Genomic DNA, 21,385 nt, shown 5'->3' with positions numbered 1-21,385 from the left:
CTCCCCGTGCTTGCCGTCGGCAGCGCGCCAGGCGCGCTCGCGCCTGCGATTCACAGGAATCTGGCATGACCGTGTACAACTTCTCTTCTCTGCAGCATCGCGCTGCCGCCGCATCTTCCGGCCTGATGCATCCACCAGGCATCGCCCGGCGCTACCGGATGTCGGCCCTCGCGCTAGGGCTGCTGGCCTCGTTTGCCGCGCTGGCCGACTCCGTGCCGTCCACCCTGCCCTCGGTGCAGGTGCAGGAACAGCGCCGGGTCACTGCAGACTATGCGGGCGGGCAAGTGGCCGCTGGCAGCCGCGTCGGCCTGCTCGGCGACAAGGACTTCATGGACACGCCGTTCAATACGGTCAGCTACACCGAGTCCTTCATCCGCGACCGCCAAGCCAAGGACCTCACCGACGTCATCGCCGCCACCGACCCCACGGTGTTCAGCAACGGCGTCACCGGTTCGTGGAGCGAGAACTACGCGATCCGAGGCTTTGCCTCCAACACCAGCGACACCACCTTCAATGGCCTCAGCGGCATGGCGCCGTACTACCGCACTTCGCCGGAAATGTTCGAACGCATCGAGGTGCTGAAAGGCCCCTCCGCGCTGCTCAACGGCATGCCGCCGGGCGGCTCGGTCGGTGGCAGCGTCAACCTGGTCCCCAAGCGTGCCGGCGATCAACCGCTGCTGCGGGTCAGTGCCAACTTCGCCTCCGATGCGCAGTTTGGCGCCCATGTGGATGCGGGGCGTCGCCTGGGCGCGGACAAGCAGTTCGGCATCCGCTTCAACGGCGCGTACCGTGATGGTGATGGCGCGGTCGGCAAGCAGAGCAGGAAGGTGCAGCTCGGCGCACTGGCAGTGGACTGGCGCGGCGAACGTGCGCGGCTGTCGGCCGATCTGTACAGCGCCGATGACCGCGTGGACGGCCCGGCACGCGGCGTCGGTCTGGCACCGGGCGTGGCCATTCCGCGGCCGCCGCGTGGCGATACGCTGATCAACCCGGACTGGGCCTACGTGGACAGCCAGGACAAGGGCGCGATGCTGCGGGGCGAGCTGGACATCAATGACACCCTGATGGCCTACCTGGCCTACGGCATCAGCAAGACCGACTACCGCTACAATGGTTCGATCAACGCGCAGATCCTCAATCCAGCCGGCGACTTCACCACAGTGATCGGCCAGCTCGCCTTCGATATCAGGAAGCAGTCCGCAGATGCCGGCCTGCGCGGCTCGTTCCACACCGGCAGCGTCAGCCATCAGTGGGCCGCCAACGTGACCCACTACCAGCACACCCAGAACGATTACGGCCGCCGCAGCGTGCCGGGCTGGGACTGGACCACCAATCTGCACAACCCGGCATGGGGCCCGGCGGCACCGTTCGTAGCGCCGCACATCTCGCACACCGAGCTGCGGCTGGACAGCCTCGGTTTCGCCGACACCCTCGCCTTCGCCGATGACCGCGTGCAGCTGACCCTGGGCGTGCGCCGCCAGCAGGTGGTCAGTGAGACCTTCAATGTCGCCAGCGGTGCGCGCACCTCGCGCTACGACGAGAGCGCCAACACGCCGGCAGCGGCGCTGCTGGTGAAGGCCACCGGAAGGGTCTCCATCTACACCAACTACATCGAAGGCCTCAGCCAGGGCGCCACCGCGCCGATGACCGCTGCCAATGCCGGTGATGTGTTCGCACCGTTCCGCTCCAGGCAGAAGGAGCTGGGCCTGAAGCTGGACCTCGGCAGCTTCGCGCACACCTTCAGTGTGTATGAAATCAAGCGACCGAGCAGCTATACCGACCCGGTCACGAATATCTTCTCGTTCGGTGGCGAGCAACGAAATCGCGGCGTGGAATGGGGCTTCTTCGGCTCGCCACTGGATGGCGTGCGCCTGCTCGGTGGCGTGGCCTACGTGCAGCCGAAACTGACCCGCACGGCCGGTGGCGTGAATGAGGGACGCATCGCCACCGCCGTAGCGCAACGGCAGGCCAAGCTGGGGGTGGAATGGGATGTACCGACCTTGCAGGGCCTGACCTTGACCGGCAATGCCACGGCGATGTCGAAGCAGTACATCAGTGCCGACAATAGCCTGTCGGTGCCGGGCCGCACGTTGTTCGATGTCGGGGCGCGCTACAGCACCACCGTGGCGGGTCGACCGCTTGCGCTGAGAGCCAGTGTGAACAACGTGACCAACAAGGCGTATTGGGGCATGCCGTTGTTGTCGAGCCTGGCGCTGGGTGCACCGAGGACGGTGCTGGTGTCGGCGACGATGGACTTCTGAGGCAGGCGCCTCCACGCCAGACATGCATCACCTGCGGAGTCGAGCCATGCTCGGCTCGCTTTGCCGGTCACGCATGGCGTGGATTTCCCAGAACGTGTAGAGCCGAGCCATGCTCGGCTCCGGTTCGCCCGCTGAGTCGGGCATGGCTCGACTCTACACACGCCGATGGCGGCATGCTTCACCCCCACCTGCGACGCGCATTCCTTGACCGCATCCGGCATTCAAGACACTCGACATGCCAGTTCCGACATTACACAAGCAGATGGGCAACCAACGCCAGCACCGCCAGATGCCCCACGTAATACCCGTAGAACGCCCACCGCCAGCGCGGCAGCTGCCACGGCACCCGCGCCGCCAGCAGCACTACCGGAATGGCCAGCAGTGCCCAGCCGTTGTGGTTGGCCCAGCACACCGCTGCAAGCGCAACCAGCAACAGCCACCACGCCCGGTGCCGGAACGCGATCCAGGCCAGCAGCACGCTGCCAACCCCGGCCCACTGATAGTCCACGAACAGCGGCAGCACGCCGGCAGCCAGCAACAGCTGCACCGGCCGATTGTTCGCCAGCGCATGTACGGCTACTGCTGCAAATGTAAAGGTGAGCAGGATGTTGAGCGGCAGCCAGGAACCAAACGCGAATGCGTGCAATGGCTGTGCGATCAGCCCCCACAGCGCGAGCCGGCGCATCGACTTGCGCAGGTCGGCCCCGGGCTGGGCGAGATTGCAGGCCATCACCAGCGCGAACAGCGGGAAGGCGATGCGCCCCAGTTCGCTGACCACCGGCACGTAGCCGCCGAAGACCACCTTGGCCACGTGGTCACCCGTCATGGCCAGCAGTGCGATCCACTTCAGCAGCTCGCGCGCGCCGCTGCGGAGGGTGAAGTTGAAGGTTGACGTCCCGGTCGTGGTTGCTTGCATCGCGGAAGCTTATGCGCATCGGCCAGCCCATTTCCAGCGCCGCGCAGGAGCACGACGCTGCAGGCAGCAGGCGGGGGCGCTATGCTGGCCGCCCCTGCTTGTGAGACGTCCGCCGTGCGAACCCTATACCCCGCCATCGAGCCGTACCGCGAGTTCACCCTGAAGGTGAGCGATCTGCACACGCTGCACATCGAAGAGTGCGGCACGCCAGAGGGCATTCCGGTGGTGTACCTGCACGGCGGCCCGGGTGCTGGCATCTCGCCCACCCACCGCCGCTTCTTCGATCCGGCGCGGTACCGCATCGTGCTGATCGACCAGCGCGGCAGCGGCCGCTCCACACCGTTCGGCGAACTGCGCGACAACACCACGCAGGATCTGGTGGCCGATATCGAGAAGGTGCGTGAGCACCTGGGCATCGAGCGTTGGCTGGTCTACGGCGGCTCATGGGGTTCGACGCTGTCGCTGGCCTATGCGCAGGCGCATCCCGAACGCGCCACCGGCCTGATCGTGCGTGGCGTGTTCCTCGGCCGCGAGATCGAGAACCGCTGGTTCGCCGAGGCCAACGGCGGTGCGCGCTGGATCTTCCCGGAACGCTGGGAACGCTATGAGGCCTACATACCGCAAGCCGAGCGTGGCGACATGATCGCGGCCTACTGGACGCGCATGGATGGCCCGGATGAAGCGACCCGCATCGAAGCCGCGCAGGCTTGGCTGGGCTGGGAAGACAACGCCGCCACCCTGCAGCACGACGTGGATGCGCAATCCACCGATGACCCGCTGGACACATTGGCAAAGGCCCGCATTGAAGCGCATTACTTCCGCAACAGCATCTTCCTGGAGCCGGACCAGCTGCTGCGCGATATCGATCGCATCCGCCACCTGCCCTGCGTGATCGTGCAGGGGCGCTACGACATCATCTGCCCGCCGCGCAGTGCGTGGGATCTGGCCAAGGCCTGGCCGGAAGCCCGGCTGGAGATGGTGACCTCTGGCCACAGCGCGAACGAGCCGGCCACGGTGGATGCGCTGGTGCGGGCGACGGACGCCTTTGCCGACCGCTTCTGAGCAGATGGTGGTGCCGGCCGCTGGCCGGCATCCCACCGTTCGAGGGTAGCGTCGACTCCGCGCAATCGCTGCTGCGCGGCCAGGTGAATGGCGACCCACCGGCAACGGTCCACGGCCCCATTCTTCGCAGCCCGCTTACAGCTCCGCGCAGAAGATCCGGCGGTGACCACCGCACCGGTGGTTCGCCCTTTCCCCAGGAGCACGCCATGACCGGTTATCGCTGCCTTCCCATCGCTCTCTCGCTATCTGCGGGCCTGCTGCTGGGCGCCTGTTCCAATCCGCAGGAGGCCAGCAAGGCCACCGCCGCCGAGGACGTGACAGAAGTAAGGCTCATCCCTGCCTACGAATCGCTGGACAAGGACAAGGACGGCATCGTCACGCTGGCCGAGGTGGATGCCGTGGCACCGGACTGGGCCGAACGACTGCACGCCTGCGACACCGACCGCAACAAGACGCTGAGCCGCGGCGAGTACGACGTGTGCAAGCAGACCAGCGCTTCGCATTGATCCATCATTGAGCCCTCGACTGGCGCTGCGCATGCCGGCTATACCAAGGTATAGCCGGGCTAACCCACGAGCCTCTAGGCCCGTCCCATTCAGGGGCGGACAATAGCGCCACTGGCCAGGGCAATCCTGGCCGGCACCCTCCCCTCATGGAGACGCAGATGGACCCCGACCCTGCCGGGCGCACCGCGCCCCGGATGACCGCTTGTTGCCTGTTCCTGGCGCCTGCCCGCCGGCCCCTGCCTGCCTGAGTGACGGGGGGCCGCCAGGCGCCGTTTGCCTGGAGAGCACCCCCATGTCCTACAAGATCCTCTACATCACCCTGCGCCGCCTGATCGGCGAGCGCGATGTTGCCGCGCTGCGCAGCCAGCTGCTGCAGCACGGCCCCGTGATGTTTGCCCGTTCGCTGTCACTCGGGTCGCCACGCGTGGTGGCCGACGCCTTGTCGCTGCTGCCGATCAGCGAGCGCATCACCGTGCTGCGTCATCTGCCCTATCCGCTGCGTGATGCGATGAAGCCGCTGTGCATCGGCGGCAGCCAGCGCCTGCACATGCAACCGTGGTCGCCGGCGGTGCTGGCGATGCGCCACGCCTGATCGGTTGCATCCGTTCCGTTCGTGTACCGGCCCCGGCCGGCTCTGACATTCGAGGAGAGTCCCATGAGCCTGCTCAACGCCTGGTTCAATGCCTTCCTGCGCAGCCGTCGCGCAGGCAACCTGTTCCGCCGCCGTGCGATGCCCGAAGCCGGGTTTGGCCCGGGCAGCGCCGACGCGGCACCGTTCGCGCTCACCACCGGCCTGGTCACCCTGGCCCAGCAGGAGGAAGCCGAGCTGCTGGCCACGCTGGGGTCGCATGCCGATGGCCTCAGCCCGCATGAGGCCGAGGAACGGCTGGCGACGCTCGGCCCCAACGAGGTGGATCACGAAAAGCCGCTGCCGTGGTGGCGGCACCTTTGGCAGTGCTACCGCAATCCGTTCAACCTGCTGCTGACCGTGCTGGCGGCGGTGTCCTGGCTGACCGAGGACATCAAGGCCACCATGGTGATCGGTGCGATGGTGCTGCTGTCCACGCTGATCCGCTTCGTGCAGGAGGGCCGCTCGAACCGTGCAGCCGAGCGGCTGAAGGCGTTGGTCGGCAATACCGCGCGCGTGCTGCGCCGCAATCCCGGTACCGAGGCCGCCGATGTGGCCGACCAGTACTTCGGTGCGCACCTGCACAGCCGGCGCCCGGCGCGCCTGCTGGACCTGCCGATCCGCGAACTGGTGCCCGGCGACCACATCGTGCTGTCGGCCGGCGACATGATTCCGGCCGACTGCCGCGTGCTGACTGCCAAGGACCTGTTCGTGGCACAGGCCGCGATGACCGGCGAGTCGCTGCCGGTGGAGAAGTTCGCGCACCCGGGCGACGGCCTGGCTGGCCTGCTGGAACAGCACAACCTGCTGTTCATGGGCACCAATGTGGTGTCCGGCACTGCCACCGCCGTTGTGCTGGCCACCGGCAACCGCACCTACTTCGGCACGCTGGCCCAGCGCAGCACCGCCACTGACCGCGCGCCGACCGCGTTCCAGGCCGGCGTCAACAGTGTCAGCTGGCTGCTGATCCGCTTCGCGCTGGTGATGGTGCCGTTCGTGCTGCTGATCAACGGCTGGACCAAGGGCGACTGGACCGAGGCATTCCTGTTCGCGCTGTCGGTGGCGGTGGGCCTGACGCCGGAAATGCTGCCGATGATCGTTACCTCCACCCTGGCCAAGGGTGCGGTGCTGCTGTCGCGGCGCAAGGTGATCGTCAAGCGCTTGGATGCAATCCAGAACTTCGGCGCGATGGAAGTGCTGTGCACCGACAAGACCGGCACCCTAACCCAGGACAGGATCGCGCTGGAGCGTCATACCGATGTGTTCGGCCACGATTCGGAAGACGTGCTGAAGTTCGCCTATCTCAACAGCCACTTCCAGACCGGACTGATCAACCTGCTGGACCGTGCGGTGCTGGAGCACGTGGAGCTGCAAAGCTCGCTGCGGCTGTCGCAGGACTACCACAAGGTGGATGAGATCCCGTTCGACTTCGAGCGCCGCCGCATGTCGGTGGTGGTGTCCGAGCGCGAGGACCATCATGAGCTGATCTGCAAGGGGGCAGTGGAAGAAATGCTGGCGGTGTGCAGCACCGTGCGCGAGAACGGCCAGGACATGCCGCTGGACGAGCGCCGCCTGGCGCGGGTCCGGCAGACCACCGAGGAGTTGAACGAACAGGGCCTGCGCGTGGTGGCGGTGGCGATGAAAGAGACCGCCGCCAGCCAGACCGCCTACTCACAGGCCGACGAGTGCGGCCTGACCCTGGTCGGCTACGTCGCCTTCCTGGACCCGCCGAAGGAATCGGCAGCGCAGGCGCTGCAGGCGCTGGCCGCGCATGGCGTGGAGGTCAAGGTGTTCACCGGCGACAACGAACTGGTGACCGCCCGCGTCTGCGCGCAGGTGGGGCTGGACGCCGACACCATCCTGACCGGCCCTCAGATCGAGCGCATGGATGATGGCGCATTGTCACGGGCACTGCACCACCACCGCGTGTTCGCCCGGCTGACGCCGCTGCACAAGGAACGGCTGGTACGCGAGCTGCGCGCCCAAGGCAAGGTGGTCGGCTTCCTCGGTGACGGCATCAACGATGCCCCGGCACTGCGTGCGGCCGATATCGGCATCAGCGTGGACAGTGCAGTGGACATCGCCAAGGAGGCGGCTGACATCATCCTGCTGGAAAAGAACCTGATGGTGCTGGAGGAAGGTGTCATCCAGGGCCGGCGCACGTTCAACAACATGCTGAAGTACATCCGCATGACCGCCAGTTCCAACTTCGGCAATGTGTTCTCGGTGCTGGTGGCCTCCGCCTTCCTGCCGTTCCTGCCGATGCTGCCGCTGCAGCTGCTGGTGCAGAACCTGCTGTACGACATCTCGCAGATCGCCATTCCGTTCGACAACGTGGACGAGGAACTGGTACGCAGGCCGCTGAAGTGGAACCCGGCGGACATCGGCCGCTTCATGGTGTTCTTCGGGCCGATCAGCTCGATCTTCGACCTGACCTGCTTCGCGCTGATGTGGTACGTGTTCGATGCGCGCACCGCCGCCGACCAGAGCCTGTTCCAGTCCGGCTGGTTCGTGGTCGGCCTGCTGACCCAGACCCTGATCGTGCACATGATCCGCACGCCGAAGGTACCGTTCCTGCAGAGCATCGCCGCGCCGCCACTGCTGCTGATGACCGGCCTGATCATGGCCATCGGCGTGGCCCTGCCGATGAGCCCGTTGGCCGGTTACTTCAAGCTGCAGGCGCTGCCGGCTGGCTACTGGCCGTTCCTGGTGGCGATCCTGTTCGGCTATGCGGTGCTGACCACCGCGCTGAAGAAGTTCTACATCCGCCGGTACGGGTGGCAGTAAACGCCCGCCGCTTGTCCAGGGAGAAACACAATGGACATCAATCCCAACCTGCCGGCCTTCAACGCCGGCGCGACCTTGAGCTCGCTGATCAGCCTGTCGGTGGCGTTCGTGCTGGGCACGGTCATCGGCTTGGAGCGGCAGCTGCGCCAGCGCACCGCAGGCCTGCGCACCAACACGCTGGTGGCGGTGGGCGCGGCAGTGTTCGTCGATCTGGCGGTGCGCTTCCATGACCTGTACGGTGGTCCACCCTCGCCGCTGCACGTGGTGGCCTATGTGATCTCCGGCGTCGGCTTCCTCGGCGCCGGCGCGATCATGAAGGACGGCGCCCAGGTGTCCGGCCTGAACACCGCTGCCACCCTGTGGGGCTCGGCGGCGGTGGGTGCCTGTGCCGGTATCAAGCTGCTGCCCGAGGCGGTGCTGGCGGCAGTGTTCGTGCTGGCCGCCAATACCCTGCTGCGGCCGGTGGTGAACCGCATCCAGCGGCAGCCGCTGCCGGAAGCCTTCAGCGAGGCGACCTATGCGATCAACGTGGTCTGCCAGCGCGAGCAGCAGGCCGAGGTACTGGACCGGTTGTTGCTGCTGCTTGAGCAGGCGCAGTACCCGGTGCGCGCGGTGGACCAGCGGCCATTCGGCGAGCGTGACGTGGAGATCGAAGCGGTGCTGTATGCCACCACGGTGGATGCCGGTGAGCTCGATGCCGTGCTGGCCACGCTGGCGACCACGCCCGGCGTACTGCAGGGGTTCTGGAACGCCAGCCTGGAGGAGTAGCGGCTTGGTAGTGCCGGCCGCCGGCAGGCAACACCGTGCACCGCTTTGGTAGGTGCCGACCTTGGTCGGCACAGAGCTATCCGATGCCATGCCTACTGCGAGAGCCTGCCGACCAAGGTCGGCATCTACCAACAGCCCGCATGCATCGCTTTGGTCGGTGCCGACCGTTGGTCGGCACAACCCCTCATCGTCCCGCCGTTCAAGTGCTGTGCCGACCAACGGTCGGCACCTACCAGGAACCGGCACCCACCGCGCAGGAGCACGCCGACCAAGGTGGGCATCCACCAATACCGGCTTTGCTATCCTTTCCGCCCACGCCAGGGAGCCATCCCGATGCCATCGCTGTCGCCCCGCCGCCCGCTGATGCTGCTGGCCCTGATCGTCGTGATGGGGGCGATCTTCCTGATCGATACCGTCACCGATTACGCGGTCGCGGCAGCCTGCTTCTACGCAGCGGTCATCCTCGCCGCATCACGCGTGCTGAGCGCGCGCGGGCTGATCACCCTGGCCGTCGCCTGCATTGCATTGACCGGGCTGAGCTTCTTCCTGACCCGCTTCGGCACCTATCGCATCGGCCTGGTCAACTCGGTGATCGGCATGCTGGTGATCGGCATCACCACCTACCTCGCCCTGAACATGGAAGCGGCCAAGGCCGCCGTGCAGGAAGCGCAGGGCCGTCTGCTGCGGGTGGCGCGCGCCTCGACCGTGGGCGAACTGACCACTTCCATCGCGCATGAAGTGAACCAGCCGCTGGCGGCTATTGCCAGCAGTGCCGAAGCCTGCCAGCGTTGGCTGGCACAGGATCCGCCGAACGTGGACAAGGCACGCCAGACCGTGGCCCGCATCCTGGCCGACGCGCACCGTGCCGGTGACGTGATCGCCCGCATCCGCGGACTTACCCAAGGCGCCGCTCCGGAACGGCACGCCTTCGACCTGAACCACGCGGTGGAGGAAATGCTGGCGCTGTCACGCAGTGAACTGGACCAGCACGGCGTGGCCGTGGCCCTGCTGCTGGATGCCGACCTGCCCCCGGTGCAGGCCGATCGTGTGCAGGTGCAGCAGGTGATCGGCAACCTGATTCTCAATGCGGTGGACGCAATGGAAACCGTGCCTCCCGCCGACCGACGCCTGTCGCTGCTGACCCGACGTGACGGTCAGCGGGTCAGTCTCAGCGTGCGCGACCGCGGCGTCGGCCTGCCCGCCGATCATCCCGAGCGTGTATTCGATGCCTTCTGGACCACCAAGTCACACGGGCTGGGACTGGGCCTCAGCCTGAGCCGTTCGATGATCGAGGCCAACGACGGCCAGATCCGCGCCGAACGACCAGCAGGCGGCGGTGCCTGCTTCGTCTTCGACCTGCCCATCGCCACGGACGCTCAACATGCGTAAGCCCGCTGCCCCAGCCATTGATCCAGCACCCATCGTCTTCGTAATCGACGACGATCCGTCGGTGCGCGCGGCACTGGAAGACCTGCTGGCCTCGATGGGCCTGCAGGTGCGCGCCTTCGCTTCCACCCAGGCGTTCCTCGAACACGAACTGGAAGATGCACCGGCCTGCCTGGTGCTGGACGTGCGCATGCCCGGCCAGAGTGGGCTGGAGTTCCATCGCACGATGGGCAGTCACGGCCTGCAGCTGCCCGTGGTGTTCATCACCGGCCACGGCGACATCGCGATGGGCGTCAACGCGATCAAGGACGGGGCCATCGAGTTCCTGACCAAGCCCTTCCGCGACCAGGAACTGCTGGATGCCATCCACAAGGGCATTGAGATCGACCGCCAGCGCCGCCGCGAGGGCGACGTGCTCGGCGCGCTCCAGCAACGCTGGGATTCGCTGAACGCGGGCGAGCGCGAGGTGGTCGATGGCGTGGTACGCGGCCGCCTCAACAAGCAGATCGCCGGCGACCTCGGCGTCAGCGAGATCACGGTGAAGGTGCGCCGTGCGCAGGTGATGCGCAAGATGGGCGCACGCACCCTGGTCGACCTGGTGCGGATGTATGACCGCCTGCAGGCCGGCAGTGCTTGACTCCGGGAACGGTCTATTCCGGCTCCGGCAACACATAGACCAACCGGTAGTCGTGGCGGCCTTCACTGATGGAGATCTCCAGTGTGCCGCTCAGACCGAGCAGTCCTTCACTGCCCGAATCGGGCACCACCACCACGTTCAGCTCCGGCGTACCCCGAGTCATCAGACCGTTGTGCTGCAAGGTAAAAGCGCCCTGACGCCCAGCCAGCGTGGCCGTTACCCGTTCCATCGCCACATACCCCGCTGAGCCCTGCACCGGGCTGCGGAATGCCAGCATCTGGCCGACACTGCTGCCCTGCAGGTCACCATGGAAGACCTTGTCGATCGACATCACCCCGATCGGGCCGTCGTTGCCACCGATCGGCAGCAGCTTCACTTCAAAGGTTCCGCGCGCTTCGCCCTGCATCCTGCTCTCCCTCGTCGATAATGCGGCAACGGCGCGTGCGGATCATGCGCGCCGCAGGCGACGCTTCAACTGCGTATCCATCAAGCCCACCGCCAGCAGCACCGCGCTGGTCAGCCAGCCGGCGCCCAGCAGATGGGTGTGCGGCAAAACCACCCCCAACACAACCAACGCCACTGCACCGACCAGATGCGAATACGGGGCGCGCCCGTACACGATGCGCTTGTACAAGGCGCTGCCCAGCAGGTAGATCAACGGTCCGGCAACCAGCACCGTAGCGTAGACCAGGGTCACCGCCGCGCCAGGATGGTCCATGACCAGGTCATTGCCGACCGCGGTGGCGATGATGCCGGCGATCAGCAGCGCATGCACGTAGTGGAAGTTGGCCCCCATCCGCCCGGCGTCCTCGGAATGGGTGATCGCCGCGGTGGCATCGCGGCTGGAGATGCCGAAATACAACCACCACATGGCGATGGTGCCGGCGAAGGTGGCCAGCACCGCCGAGACCACATCGCCGCTCCAGTGCTCGACCTCGCTGAGCACGCCGCCAGTGGCCAGCAACGTTTCACCCAGCGCGACGATGACGAACAACTGGCAACGTTCGGCCAGGTGCCCGCCTTCGATGGTCCACTCGCGGGTGTGCGAACGGCCCAATCCCGGAAACGCGAAGCCGAACATCGGCGAGATGTACTCGCAGGCCACCGCCACCGCCCACAAGGCCAGGCGCAGGTTGCCCTCGGCAGCAGCGCCTGCCAGCCAGAAGCAGGCCGACACGCTCACCCACGCCAGCATGCGGCGGAAATTGGGCGCCAGCGGATGGTTGCGCCCGACCTCCAGCAGCACGAACACCGTGCGCCCGACCTGCATGGTGGCGTAGGCCCCCGCGAAGACCCAGGCGCGTTCAGCGAAGGCCTCGGGAATGGACGAGGACATCAGCAACGCCAGCAGCATGGTGACGAACAGCAGGCTGCGGATGCGTGGCGTCTCCGGATCGAACCAGTTGCTGACCCAGCAGGCGTACTGCCAGCCCAGCCAGACCGCGAACCACAGCACCAGGGTCTGCATCACCCCGACCAGATCCAGGTGATGCAGCAGATGGTGGCTGAGCTGGGTAACCGCAAACACGTAGACGAGGTCGAAGAACAGCTCTTCGTAGGTCACGCGGGCGTGGTGGCCATCGCGCTGGCGCAGGGCAGGCAGTCGCAGTCGTGTGCTCATGGCCGTCCTTCAGCGCGCCAGGCGCCAGTACAGCAGACCGGCCAGCAAGGCCGGCACCGCGAACACCAGCAGCAGGATCGGCAGCTCCTCCCGGACGGCGTAGCCGGCCTTGCTCACGCCCACCCACATGTTGGCCACCGTCACCAGCAGCCAGGTGGCGATGAACGCGATCAGGGCCGTGGGCAGCTGTGACTGGCCTACGCTCCACAGCCGCCCGAAGAGCAGGAACACCCCCAACAACAGCACCCCACCCACCATCACCAGAAGCACGTGCATGGTCCATCTCCTTGAGCCTGCTGGCAGGCTAGCCGCGGCCGATTCTGCGCTCCAGCCGATGATCGTGGTTTCACTTTCCAGCCTCGCCGAACAATCCCGATCCCCGAACCACATAGCAAACGAGAACGGTTCCCATTAGTATTGCGTCATAGCGCAGGGATGCCCTCCCCGTGCCCGCCCCTTGCCCCTGCTTCCGGTCCGGATGTCCCGACTACCTTCCCCACACCCTCCTGCGCTGCCGCTGGTGTCCTCGCTGGTGCGCCACTACGAGGAACTGGTGGAGTACCTGCGCTGCCGTTTCCGGTCGCCAGGGCTGGCCCGTGAAGTGGTGCACGACGTCTGCGTGCGGCTGCTGGAACGCCCCGCCGCCTACGATGCACGGCAACCCATCGCACTGCTGCGGCGCATCGCCCACGATGCGGCGGTGGACCGCTGCCGCGCCGAGGCTCTACGCCGGCACTGGGTGGAGTCGCGTGCCGAACTGCCCGATGACGCCTGCCCACGCCCAGGCCCCGAGCAGCAGGCGCAGGGACAGCAGGCGTTGCAGCGCCTGAGCGCGACCATCGAGCGCATGCCCTGCCGGCGCCGGCAGGTCTTCATCCTGCACAAGATCCACGCGCTGCCGCAGGCCGACGTCGCGCAGCGCATGGGCATCGGCCTGAAGGCGGTGGAGCGTCACCTGCGGCTGGCCATGGCCGATTGCCGCCAGCAGGGCACGCTGCAATGAGCGATGCACCTGCACCACCGCCGCCACCCGAAGTCCCCAGCACCGACCAGATCCTGGACCAGCATCGGGACGCCCTGAAGCAACGCTTTCCGCTGCCCGACCCGGAAACGCTGCGCCGCCGGGGTGGCGGCGCGAAGCGGGTACTGCCCGTGTTGCTGGTGCTGGCCGGCGCCGTGCTCGTGGCCGACCCGGCCTGGCAGGTCCGCGATTACCAGACCGGCGTGGGCGAACGCCGTGAACTCGTCCTGGTCGACGGCAGTCGGGTACAGCTGGACGCAGGCACCCGCGTGCAGGTGCGCCGCCATCTGCGCTCCCGGCAGGTGCTGCTGGAACAAGGGCGGGCACGCTTCGAGGTGCAGCACTCGGCCTGGCGACGCTTCGGGGTGGATGCCGGCCCGGTCCACGTGCGCAATTACGGCACGGTGTTCGACGTCGACCGCCAGGGGGAACTGAGCGAAGTGACACTGTGGCGCGGCGAGGTCGGCGTGCGCGTCGACGAGGGCGGCAGCGAACAGCGGCTGAAGCCAGGGCAGCGCCTGCTGGCCCAGCGCGGTTCGCTGTCACCTCCGGAAGCCATCGATCCAGAGCAGGCGGACTGGACCACCGGACGCCTGCAGTTCGACCGCATGCCACTGAGCGAGGTCCTGCGCATCCTGCAGCGCTATCACGACCGTCCCATCGTGCTGGACGACCCAGCGCTGGGGCCCCTGCAGGTGTCGGGCGTCTTCGATGCCGACCGCGCCGAGACCGTACTCGCGCTGCTGCCCGAGATCCTGCCGGTGCATGTGCATGCCGGCACCGATGGCAGCCTGCATCTGCGCGCCCGCGATTGAATGCCACACCGAGGGTGGGTTGCGCGCCGTCCCATCCGGCAAGTGCTTGAACCCTTCCGAAGGACCCCCGCATGACCCGCCCTGTTCCGCCTGCCGCTCTGCGCCGGCTGGCCCCCACCCTGCTCGCTGCCTGCCTGTGTGCGGCCCTGCCCGCCACGGCGCAGACCGCTGCGTCAGCGCCCATCGAGCTGCACCTGCCGGCCGGCCCGTTGCAGGCTTCGCTCAACTCGCTGGCGCGGCAGAGTGGCATCCAGCTGTTGTTCGCCGCCGACAGCGTGAGCGGCCGCAGCGCCCCGGCTGTTGATGGCCGCTACACCCCGCATGAGGCCCTGCAGCGGCTGCTGGCCGGGCAAGGCCTGGCGATGCAGGAACGTTCGCCGGGTGTGTTCGTGGTCAGTGCCGCGCCAGCGCCGGCGAAGCCGCGCACCCCGGCCCGGGCCGCATCATCGGCGCCGTCATCCGCCACGACGACGTCGCTGGCCCGCGTTACGGTCTCGGCCTCGACCGCGCGCATGCCGCAGGGCGAGACCGCCATGCCCAATACCATCACGGTGCTGACCCGCGAGGACATCGCCCAGCAGCTGGCGCTGGGTTCGGATGTGTCGCGGGTGCTGTCGTCACAGATCCCGGCATTTGCCCCGGCGCGCGAAAAGATGTCCAACTACGGCGAAACCCTGCGTGGCCGCGGCATCCTGTACATGGTCGACGGCGTGCCGCAGTCCACGCCGCTGCGCGATGGCTCGCGTGATTCGCACACCATCGACCCGGCGATGATCGAACGCATCGAGGTCATCCACGGCGCCAACGCGCTGCAGGGCATCGGCGGCACCGGCGGCATCGTCAACATCATCACCCGCAGTGCGCCCAGTGAGCCGGGCGCGTTCCTGCTCGACACCAACGTCAGCTACAGCGCTGCCCTGCCCAGCCGCCACGACGACAATGGCCAGCGCGGCTCGGCCCTGGTGGGCGTGCGCGGCGAGCAGTTCGACCTGGTGGCTGGCCTGGCCTATGAGAAGCAGGGCCTGTACCACGACGGCGAGGGCCGATCGATCGGCACCAACGCGCAGGGCGAGCTGATGGACTCGACCTCATCGAACGTGTTCGCCAAGCTGGGCTGGAACATTGCCGAGGGCCATCGCCTGCAGGTCATGGCCAACCGCTACGAACTGCGCGGGATGGACAACTACCTGGCCATCAACGGTGACTATCGGACCGGTCGCCCGACCATTTCGGTCCCCGGCGATACGCCACTCGATCCGCCGATGAACCGCTCGCGTTCGCTGACGGTGGACTACAGCGCCGCCGACCTGCTCGGTGGCCGTTTCCAGGCGCAGGCCTTCGCGGTGGATTTCGAAGGCCGCTACGGTGCCAGCCAGTGGGACCCGTGGGGCAACACCGGCGCCAACGCCGCCTGGGACCAGACCCAGAACGAATCGGACAAGCGCGGCTTCAAGCTGACCCAGAGCTGGACCCGCGTCGCCGACACCACGCTGGACGTGACCCTGGGCCTGGACGGCCTGCGCGACCGCACCCACCAGGTGCTGCTGGCCAGTGGCATGAACTGGGTGCCGCAGACCACCTACCAGAGCCTGTCACCGCTGCTGCAGCTGCACTGGTGGCCGACCGATCACCTGATGCTGTCCGGCGGCCTGCGTTACGAGAAGGGCGAGCTGGACGTGGGTGACTACACCACCCTGCCCCGCTACGGCGCTCGCAAGGTGGCTGGCGGCAAGCCGACCATGAGCGAGACCCTGCCCAACTTCGGCGCGGTCTGGTACATCAACGATCGCCTCAACGCCTACGCCTCGTATTCGGAAGGCTACACCGTGGCCGACGTCGGCCGCGTGCTGCGCGCGATCAACCGCGACGGACAACGCGTGGACAGCCTCATCGACCTGTCACCGGTGGTGTCGGACAACCGCGAGATCGGCCTGGAGTACGACGATGGCCGCTTCAGCGGCGACATCGCCTACTACACCTCCGAATCCAAGCTCGGCTCGGTACTGATCTACGATCCGGGCATCGATGCCTATGCGGTGCAGCGCCAGGCCACCCGCGTGGAAGGCTTTGAAAGCAACCTGCGCCTGCGGTTGGGCGACAGCCGGCTTGGCCTGGGCTATGCGCGCGCCAACGGCCGCTACGACGCCGACGTCGACGGTCGTCTCGACAGCGACCTCGCCGGCGTGAACATCGCACCGAACCGGCTGACCGCGTTCTGGGAACAGAGCTGGACGCCGCAGCTCAGCACGCGCCTGCAGGCCAGCCATGCCTTCGACCGTGATTTCGACCTGCGTGGCGCGCAGGTGGCGGAGTTCAAGGGTTACACCACTCTGGATCTGGTCGCGCGCTATACGCTGGACAAGCACGCCTTCACGCTGGGCGTGCAGAACCTGGCGGACAAGCAGTACATCAGCTACTACTCGCAGACCACGCCGTCGAATCCGAGCTATTTCTCCGGCCGCGGCCGGGTGCTGACGCTGGGGTGGCAGTACCGGTACTGATCCATGGCGCCCTTATGGGAGCCATGAAATCTATGCGAGACGCGATGAAGGGGGCCCATGCTAGTTTCTGGGCCTCCTTCAAACGGACGTGAACCATGCGTTGTTCCCTGCTCGCCTTCGCCCTGACCGCTGCTGTTCCGGTCGCGCACGCCAGTGCCGCCGACGCACCACTGCCGCAGCTGCGGGCCTACACCGTGGACACCTCCTGGCTGCAGCCGATGGCACCGCTGCAGATCGCCGACCACACCTGGCAGATCGGTACCGAAAACCTGACCGCGCTGCTGGTGCAGACCGCCGAGGGCGCAGTGCTGCTGGACGGCGGCATGCCACAGATGGCCGGCCACCTGCTGGACAACATGAAGGTGCGCGGCGTGGCCCCGCAGGACCTGCGACTGATCCTGCTCAGCCATGCGCATGCCGACCACGCCGGCCCGGTGGCCGAGCTCAAGCGTCGCACCGGCGCGCACGTGGTGGCCAATGCCGAATCAGCGGTGCTGCTGGCGCGCGGCGGCAGCAACGACCTGCACTTTGGCGACGGCATCACCTATCCGCCCACCAGCGCCGACCGCATCATCATGGATGGCGAAGTGGTCACGGTGGGCGGCATCGCATTCACCGCGCACTTCATGCCAGGGCACACCCCGGGCAGCACCGCCTGGACCTGGACCGACACCCGCGATGGCAAGCCGGTGCGCATCGCCTACGCCGACAGCCTGAGTGCGCCGGGTTACCAGCTGAAGGGCAATCCCCGTTATCCGCGCCTGATCGAGGACTACAAGCGCAGCTTCGCAACGGTGCGGGCGCTACCCTGCGATCTGCTGCTGACCCCGCATCCGGGCGCCAGCAACTGGAACTATGCCGCCGGCAGCAAGGCCAGCGCCAAGGCACTGACCTGCAACGCCTACGCGGATGCGGCCGAGAAGACGTTCGACGCGCAGCTGGCCAGGGAAGCCGCGGCACACCGCTGATCCTGTAGAGCCGAGCCTACGCTCGGCTTGCCGGAAGAAAACAGCCGAGCGTGGGCTCGGCTCTACACAGGACACGTGGGAAGGTGCCGGTCAGGGCGACCGGTACCTGCGACCATCAGCCACCCTGCCCGTGCTGGGCAAACGGCTCGGTGCTGCCGTCGGTGCGCACCAGCTCGACAGTGTACGGCTGCACGTAGCCGTCGGGCATTTCCATGCCCGGCGAACCGGCCGGCATTCCGGGCAGCACAAGCCCGCGCACCCCCGGTCGCTCGGCCAGCAGTCGCTTGATGTCCTCGGCCGGGATGTGGCCTTCAACCACGTAACCACCGATCTCGGCGGTGTGGCAGGACGCCTTGCCGACCGGTACACCCAGGCGGACCTTGATCGGATTCATGTCGTCGGTGTCGCGCACATCCACCTGGAAGCCTTCGGCCTTCAGGTGATCGACCCAGATGCCGCAGCAGCCACAGCTGGCAGTCTTGTGCACGATGGCGATGGGCAGTGCAGGATCCACCTGCGACGGACCGGCCATGATCGGTGCAGCAGGGGCTTCGCTGGCAACCGGCGTGGCGGCGGATTCTTCAGCGGCACGCGCGCAGGCGGTGGTGGCCAGCACGGTGCCCAGCAGCAGGCCGAGGGAGAGAGAACGGTTCATGGTGTTGATTCCTTTGCAGATGCGGGCAACGCGGCCCGCTGCCTGCGCATCGAAGGCACAGGCAGAGTCGAGAATGAGTCGAGCAGCTATGGCAGGCACTTGAGGCCTGCAGGGAATCACACGATGGGAGGCCGTAACGGGTCCGGCAACGGCGGCGGTGCGCGTTGCTGGGCGCTGGCTGGCAAAGGCGCCTCACGCCATGGCAAGGCGGGCGTTCCGCTCAGGGAGGCCAGCATGCCGAGGCTGGCCGGCGGGCATTCGCACTCATTGCTCTGGCAGACCGTTGATGCTGCATCGTCGCAGCATCCGGCCATGGCCGCCGAATGCGGTGCAGCGCAATGGTCCTGGCTGGCCGGGCCGCTGTACGAAGACGCGGCGAGCGCCAGCGCCGGTGCATTCAGCACCAGGGCGACAAGCAACATCCATCGCAGCAGCAGGCCAGGGAGGTTCACACGCCGATGATAGCCGATGCGCGCGCTACGCAATCGCCGCGGCCATCGCCTGCACCCGCACCGGAATCGACTTGGCGGCGGGCGTGCCGCTGATGCGGTCGTAGTAGTCCAGCGGCAACAACGGGTTCAGCTCCGGGTAGTAACCGGCCAGCGCGCCGCGCGGCATCGGGTAGTCCAGCACGGTCAGGCCCTCGATGCGCCGCTGCACGCCATCGCCGCTGATCGTCTCCAGGCTGACCAGCGCCTCCTTCTGCAGTCCGCGCGCCAGCCGGTCCTCGATATTCATGAACAGCACCATGCGATCGTTGTACACGCCGCGATAGCGATCGTTGTAGCTGTAGATGGTGGTGTTGTACTGATCGTGCGAGCGCACGGTGGCCAACCGCAACATGTCCGGATCGTGCACCGGATCGTCCACGTCCAGGCCGGGCATCACCAGGATGTTGGCCTTGCCATTCGGCGTGGGCCAGACGCGGCGGCGCGGCGGAATGTCCAGATGGAAGCCGTGTGGCTGCTGAATGCGCTCGTTGAAGCCGGTGTAGATCTCCGGGTACACCGCAGCGATCAGATCGCGGATGGGCGCATAGTCGTGCATGCAGCGCGCCCAGTCGACCTTGCTGTGCGGCAGCGCAGCCATCGCCATGCGGCAGACGATCTCGACCTCGGGCAGCACCTCGGTGCTGATCGGTTCGAGCACGCCGCGCGAGGCGGTCACGTTCGACATCGCGTCTTCGATGGTGACGAACTGCTCGCCGGCCGGCGTGACGATGCGCTCCGAGCGCGCCACCACCGGCAGGATCAGCGCATCGCGGCCATGAACCAGATGACCGCGGTTGAGCTTGGTGGCGATGCCCACGGTCAGGTCCAGCCCACGCATCGCTTCATACGCGCGAGGCGTATCGGGCACCGCATGGATGAAGTTGCCACCCAGGCCGATGAACACCTTGGCGCTGCCGTCCAGCATCGCCTCGATGGATTCGACCACATGATGGCCATGCTCACGCGGCGGATCGAAGCCGAACACCTGCTGCACGCGGTCCAGATAGGCCGGCTTGGGCTTCTCGTCGATGCCGACGGTGCGGTCGCCCTGCACATTGGAATGCCCACGGATCGGCCCGATGCCCGCACCGGGCTTGCCGAAGTTGCCGCGCAGCATCAGCAAGTTGGCGACCTGCTGCAGCAGGCGCGAGCCATACTGGTGCTGGGTCAGCCCCATGCCGTAGCAGATCACGGTGGCCTTGGAGCGGATGTAGATCTCCGCACAGCGTCGGATCTGCGCCTGCGAAATGCCGGACACCTGCACGATCTCGTCCCAGTCCTGCGCCATCACGTCTTCGCGCAGCGCCTCCAGGCCCACCGTGTGCTCTGACAGGAACGCATGGTCGAGCACGCGCTCGCCCTGCGCCTCGCGCTCGAACATCACCTTCATCATGCCTTTGATCAGAGCCAGGTCGCCGCCGATACGGATGTGCACGAACTCGCTGGTGATCTCGGTCGAACCGAACGTGGCCATCTGCACCACGTCCTGCGGCTCGGCAAAGCGGATCAGCGCGCGCTCGGGCATCGGATTGACCGCCACGATCGGGATGCCGCGTTTGCGCGCCTCGACCAGGTTGCTCATCATCCGCGGTGAATTGGTGCCGGTGTTCTGGCCGATCACGAAGATCGCCTCGGCGTGCTCGAAATCCTGCAGCACGATCGTGCCCTTGCCCACCCCGATGGCCGGCGGCAGGCCGCGGCTGGTCGGCTCGTGGCACATGTTCGAGCAGTCCGGGAAGTTGTTGGTACCGAACTCGCGCACAAAGATCGAATACAGGAACGCCGCTTCATTGGGCGTGCGCCCGGAGGTGTAGAACTCGGCCTGGTGCGGGCTGTCCAGCGCCTGCAAGTGGCGGCCGATCAGCGCGAAGGCATCATCCCAGCTGCACGGCACGTAGTGGTCGGTGGCTGCGTCGTAGCGCATCGGCTCGGTCAGCCGGCCCTGCATCTCCAGCCAGTAGTCGGTCTGCGCCATCAGTTCGGTGATGGTGTACTGGGCGAACAGCTCGCGACCGGCGCGGAACTGGGTGGCCTCCCAGGCCAGCGCCTTCGCGCCGTTCTCGCAGAACTCCAGCTTTTTGCGTTGGTCGGCGTCGGGGAACGCGCAGCTGGGGCACTTGAAGCCACCCGGCTGGTTCATCGCCAGCAACGCCTTCGAGCCTTTGCCGATCACGCTTTGCTGCAGCAGCACCTTGGCCGTGGCACCGGCGGCACCCCAGCCACCGGCCGGCTGGTTGTACGGCTTGTAACGCGGTGGCTTCTGCTCGGACATGTTCGGGAACCTGGCGGGAGGAACGCGGCAACAATGGGCACAACGCGGTCCGGCGGTGCTTTCCAACGCACGGCCAGCCCCACAGTCAAA

At 66.8% G+C, this 21,385-nt stretch carries 18 protein-coding genes; 12 read left to right on the top strand and 6 right to left on the bottom strand.

Annotated features, from left to right (window positions below):
* Positions 1 to 65: 65 nt before the first annotated feature.
* A complete protein-coding gene (locus tag RI032_RS18580; RefSeq protein ID WP_322547478.1) occupies positions 66 to 2,261 on the top strand; it encodes a TonB-dependent receptor in 2,196 nt (731 codons plus the stop codon).
* Between the two features lie 250 nt (positions 2,262 to 2,511).
* Here the strand turns inward: RI032_RS18580 and RI032_RS18575 are convergent, their stop codons facing one another.
* Complete coding sequence (locus RI032_RS18575) at positions 2,512 to 3,177, bottom strand: TraX family protein (RefSeq protein ID WP_049448089.1); 666 nt, start codon at positions 3,175 to 3,177, stop codon at positions 2,512 to 2,514.
* A gap of 114 nt (positions 3,178 to 3,291) precedes the next feature.
* On the opposite strand from RI032_RS18575, the gene pip reads away from it, so the two are divergent.
* The 7 genes from pip (at position 3,292) to RI032_RS18540 (ending at position 10,951) form a co-directional block, all read left to right on the top strand.
* Complete coding sequence (gene pip, locus RI032_RS18570) at positions 3,292 to 4,239, top strand: prolyl aminopeptidase (protein ID WP_322547477.1); 948 nt, start codon at positions 3,292 to 3,294, stop codon at positions 4,237 to 4,239.
* Positions 4,240 to 4,445: 206 nt separating this feature from the next.
* On the top strand, positions 4,446 to 4,745 hold the full coding sequence (locus RI032_RS18565) for an EF-hand domain-containing protein (protein WP_019337231.1): 300 nt from the start codon (positions 4,446 to 4,448) through the stop codon (positions 4,743 to 4,745).
* A 292-nt stretch (positions 4,746 to 5,037) separates the two neighbouring features.
* Complete coding sequence (locus RI032_RS18560) at positions 5,038 to 5,337, top strand: hypothetical protein (protein ID WP_005413574.1); 300 nt, start codon at positions 5,038 to 5,040, stop codon at positions 5,335 to 5,337.
* 63 nt (positions 5,338 to 5,400) lie between these two features.
* Positions 5,401 to 8,160: a magnesium-translocating P-type ATPase gene (mgtA, locus tag RI032_RS18555; protein WP_322547476.1), complete on the top strand. Its 2,760-nt coding sequence runs from the start codon at positions 5,401 to 5,403 to the stop codon at positions 8,158 to 8,160.
* 30 nt (positions 8,161 to 8,190) lie between these two features.
* Complete coding sequence (locus RI032_RS18550; protein ID WP_021202328.1) at positions 8,191 to 8,928, top strand: MgtC/SapB family protein; 738 nt, start codon at positions 8,191 to 8,193, stop codon at positions 8,926 to 8,928.
* A 333-nt stretch (positions 8,929 to 9,261) separates the two neighbouring features.
* Complete coding sequence (locus RI032_RS18545; protein WP_164191157.1) at positions 9,262 to 10,317, top strand: ATP-binding protein; 1,056 nt, start codon at positions 9,262 to 9,264, stop codon at positions 10,315 to 10,317.
* Complete coding sequence (locus tag RI032_RS18540; protein WP_109814211.1) at positions 10,310 to 10,951, top strand: response regulator transcription factor; 642 nt, start codon at positions 10,310 to 10,312, stop codon at positions 10,949 to 10,951. The genes RI032_RS18545 and RI032_RS18540 overlap by 8 nt, the downstream gene beginning before the upstream one ends.
* 13 nt (positions 10,952 to 10,964) lie before the next feature.
* Here RI032_RS18540 and RI032_RS18535 read toward each other — a convergent pair whose 3' ends face one another.
* Genes RI032_RS18535 through RI032_RS18525 form a run of 3 tightly spaced genes read right to left on the bottom strand, consistent with a single transcriptional unit; the run spans position 10,965 to position 12,848 of the window.
* The gene (locus RI032_RS18535; RefSeq protein ID WP_010485465.1) at positions 10,965 to 11,357 is read right to left on the bottom strand and encodes a DUF3224 domain-containing protein; all 393 of its coding nucleotides are present in this window, start codon (positions 11,355 to 11,357) and stop codon (positions 10,965 to 10,967) included.
* A gap of 42 nt (positions 11,358 to 11,399) precedes the next feature.
* Complete coding sequence (locus RI032_RS18530) at positions 11,400 to 12,572, bottom strand: low temperature requirement protein A (RefSeq protein WP_049481051.1); 1,173 nt, start codon at positions 12,570 to 12,572, stop codon at positions 11,400 to 11,402.
* A 9-nt stretch (positions 12,573 to 12,581) separates the two neighbouring features.
* Entirely contained in the window at positions 12,582 to 12,848 is a 267-nt protein-coding gene (locus tag RI032_RS18525) for a hypothetical protein (protein WP_010485461.1), read from the bottom strand.
* A 202-nt stretch (positions 12,849 to 13,050) separates the two neighbouring features.
* Here RI032_RS18525 and RI032_RS18520 point away from each other — a divergent pair, with 202 nt between their 5' ends.
* The 4 genes from RI032_RS18520 to blaL1 all read left to right on the top strand — a co-directional run bounded on the left by RI032_RS18520 (position 13,051) and on the right by blaL1 (position 17,877).
* Positions 13,051 to 13,575 (top strand): RNA polymerase sigma factor, encoded by a 525-nt coding sequence (locus tag RI032_RS18520; RefSeq protein WP_241874860.1) that lies wholly within the window; start codon positions 13,051 to 13,053, stop codon positions 13,573 to 13,575.
* Positions 13,572 to 14,408 carry a FecR family protein gene (locus RI032_RS18515; RefSeq protein WP_322547475.1) on the top strand — a complete coding sequence of 279 codons (837 nt, stop codon included), beginning with the start codon at positions 13,572 to 13,574 and terminating at the stop codon, positions 14,406 to 14,408. Before RI032_RS18520 ends, RI032_RS18515 begins: the two co-directional genes overlap by 4 nt.
* Before the next feature lie 71 nt (positions 14,409 to 14,479).
* Complete coding sequence (locus RI032_RS18510; RefSeq protein WP_311068548.1) at positions 14,480 to 16,909, top strand: TonB-dependent receptor; 2,430 nt, start codon at positions 14,480 to 14,482, stop codon at positions 16,907 to 16,909.
* Positions 16,910 to 17,004: 95 nt separating this feature from the next.
* A complete protein-coding gene (gene blaL1 / locus RI032_RS18505) occupies positions 17,005 to 17,877 on the top strand; it encodes a L1 family subclass B3 metallo-beta-lactamase (protein ID WP_322547474.1) in 873 nt (290 codons plus the stop codon).
* A 115-nt stretch (positions 17,878 to 17,992) separates the two neighbouring features.
* Here blaL1 and RI032_RS18500 read toward each other — a convergent pair whose 3' ends face one another.
* Together RI032_RS18500 and RI032_RS18495 are read right to left on the bottom strand one after the other, a co-directional pair.
* Positions 17,993 to 18,532, bottom strand: coding sequence for a DUF411 domain-containing protein (locus tag RI032_RS18500; protein ID WP_322547473.1), 540 nt, complete (start codon positions 18,530 to 18,532; stop codon positions 17,993 to 17,995).
* A gap of 477 nt (positions 18,533 to 19,009) precedes the next feature.
* On the bottom strand, positions 19,010 to 21,295 hold the full coding sequence (locus tag RI032_RS18495; protein ID WP_322547472.1) for an FdhF/YdeP family oxidoreductase: 2,286 nt from the start codon (positions 21,293 to 21,295) through the stop codon (positions 19,010 to 19,012).
* Positions 21,296 to 21,385: the final 90 nt, after the last annotated feature.

Source organism: Stenotrophomonas geniculata, assembly GCF_034508895.1.
Taxonomy (GTDB): Bacteria; Pseudomonadota; Gammaproteobacteria; order Xanthomonadales; family Xanthomonadaceae; genus Stenotrophomonas; species Stenotrophomonas geniculata.
Note: the sequence above shows the minus strand (reverse complement) of the source record. Positions and strands in the feature narration are given on the sequence as shown.

Bases quoted from the DNA above. Each gene is read 5' to 3' on its own strand.
- RI032_RS18580 (WP_322547478.1), top strand. From the start codon at position 66: ATGACCGTGTACAACTTCTCTTCTCTGCAGCATCGCGCTGCCGCCGCA.
- RI032_RS18575 (WP_049448089.1), bottom strand. From the start codon at position 3,177: ATGCAAGCAACCACGACCGGGACGTCAACCTTCAACTTCACCCTCCGC.
- RI032_RS18565 (WP_019337231.1), top strand. From the start codon at position 4,446: ATGACCGGTTATCGCTGCCTTCCCATCGCTCTCTCGCTATCTGCGGGC.
- RI032_RS18560 (WP_005413574.1), top strand. From the start codon at position 5,038: ATGTCCTACAAGATCCTCTACATCACCCTGCGCCGCCTGATCGGCGAG.
- mgtA (WP_322547476.1), top strand. From the start codon at position 5,401: ATGAGCCTGCTCAACGCCTGGTTCAATGCCTTCCTGCGCAGCCGTCGC.
- RI032_RS18550 (WP_021202328.1), top strand. From the start codon at position 8,191: ATGGACATCAATCCCAACCTGCCGGCCTTCAACGCCGGCGCGACCTTG.
- RI032_RS18545 (WP_164191157.1), top strand. From the start codon at position 9,262: ATGCCATCGCTGTCGCCCCGCCGCCCGCTGATGCTGCTGGCCCTGATC.
- RI032_RS18540 (WP_109814211.1), top strand. From the start codon at position 10,310: ATGCGTAAGCCCGCTGCCCCAGCCATTGATCCAGCACCCATCGTCTTC.
- RI032_RS18535 (WP_010485465.1), bottom strand. From the start codon at position 11,357: ATGCAGGGCGAAGCGCGCGGAACCTTTGAAGTGAAGCTGCTGCCGATC.
- RI032_RS18530 (WP_049481051.1), bottom strand. From the start codon at position 12,572: ATGAGCACACGACTGCGACTGCCTGCCCTGCGCCAGCGCGATGGCCAC.
- RI032_RS18525 (WP_010485461.1), bottom strand. From the start codon at position 12,848: ATGCACGTGCTTCTGGTGATGGTGGGTGGGGTGCTGTTGTTGGGGGTG.
- RI032_RS18520 (WP_241874860.1), top strand. From the start codon at position 13,051: ATGTCCCGACTACCTTCCCCACACCCTCCTGCGCTGCCGCTGGTGTCC.
- RI032_RS18515 (WP_322547475.1), top strand. From the start codon at position 13,572: ATGAGCGATGCACCTGCACCACCGCCGCCACCCGAAGTCCCCAGCACC.
- RI032_RS18510 (WP_311068548.1), top strand. From the start codon at position 14,480: ATGACCCGCCCTGTTCCGCCTGCCGCTCTGCGCCGGCTGGCCCCCACC.
- blaL1 (WP_322547474.1), top strand. From the start codon at position 17,005: ATGCGTTGTTCCCTGCTCGCCTTCGCCCTGACCGCTGCTGTTCCGGTC.
- RI032_RS18500 (WP_322547473.1), bottom strand. From the start codon at position 18,532: ATGAACCGTTCTCTCTCCCTCGGCCTGCTGCTGGGCACCGTGCTGGCC.
- RI032_RS18495 (WP_322547472.1), bottom strand. From the start codon at position 21,295: ATGTCCGAGCAGAAGCCACCGCGTTACAAGCCGTACAACCAGCCGGCC.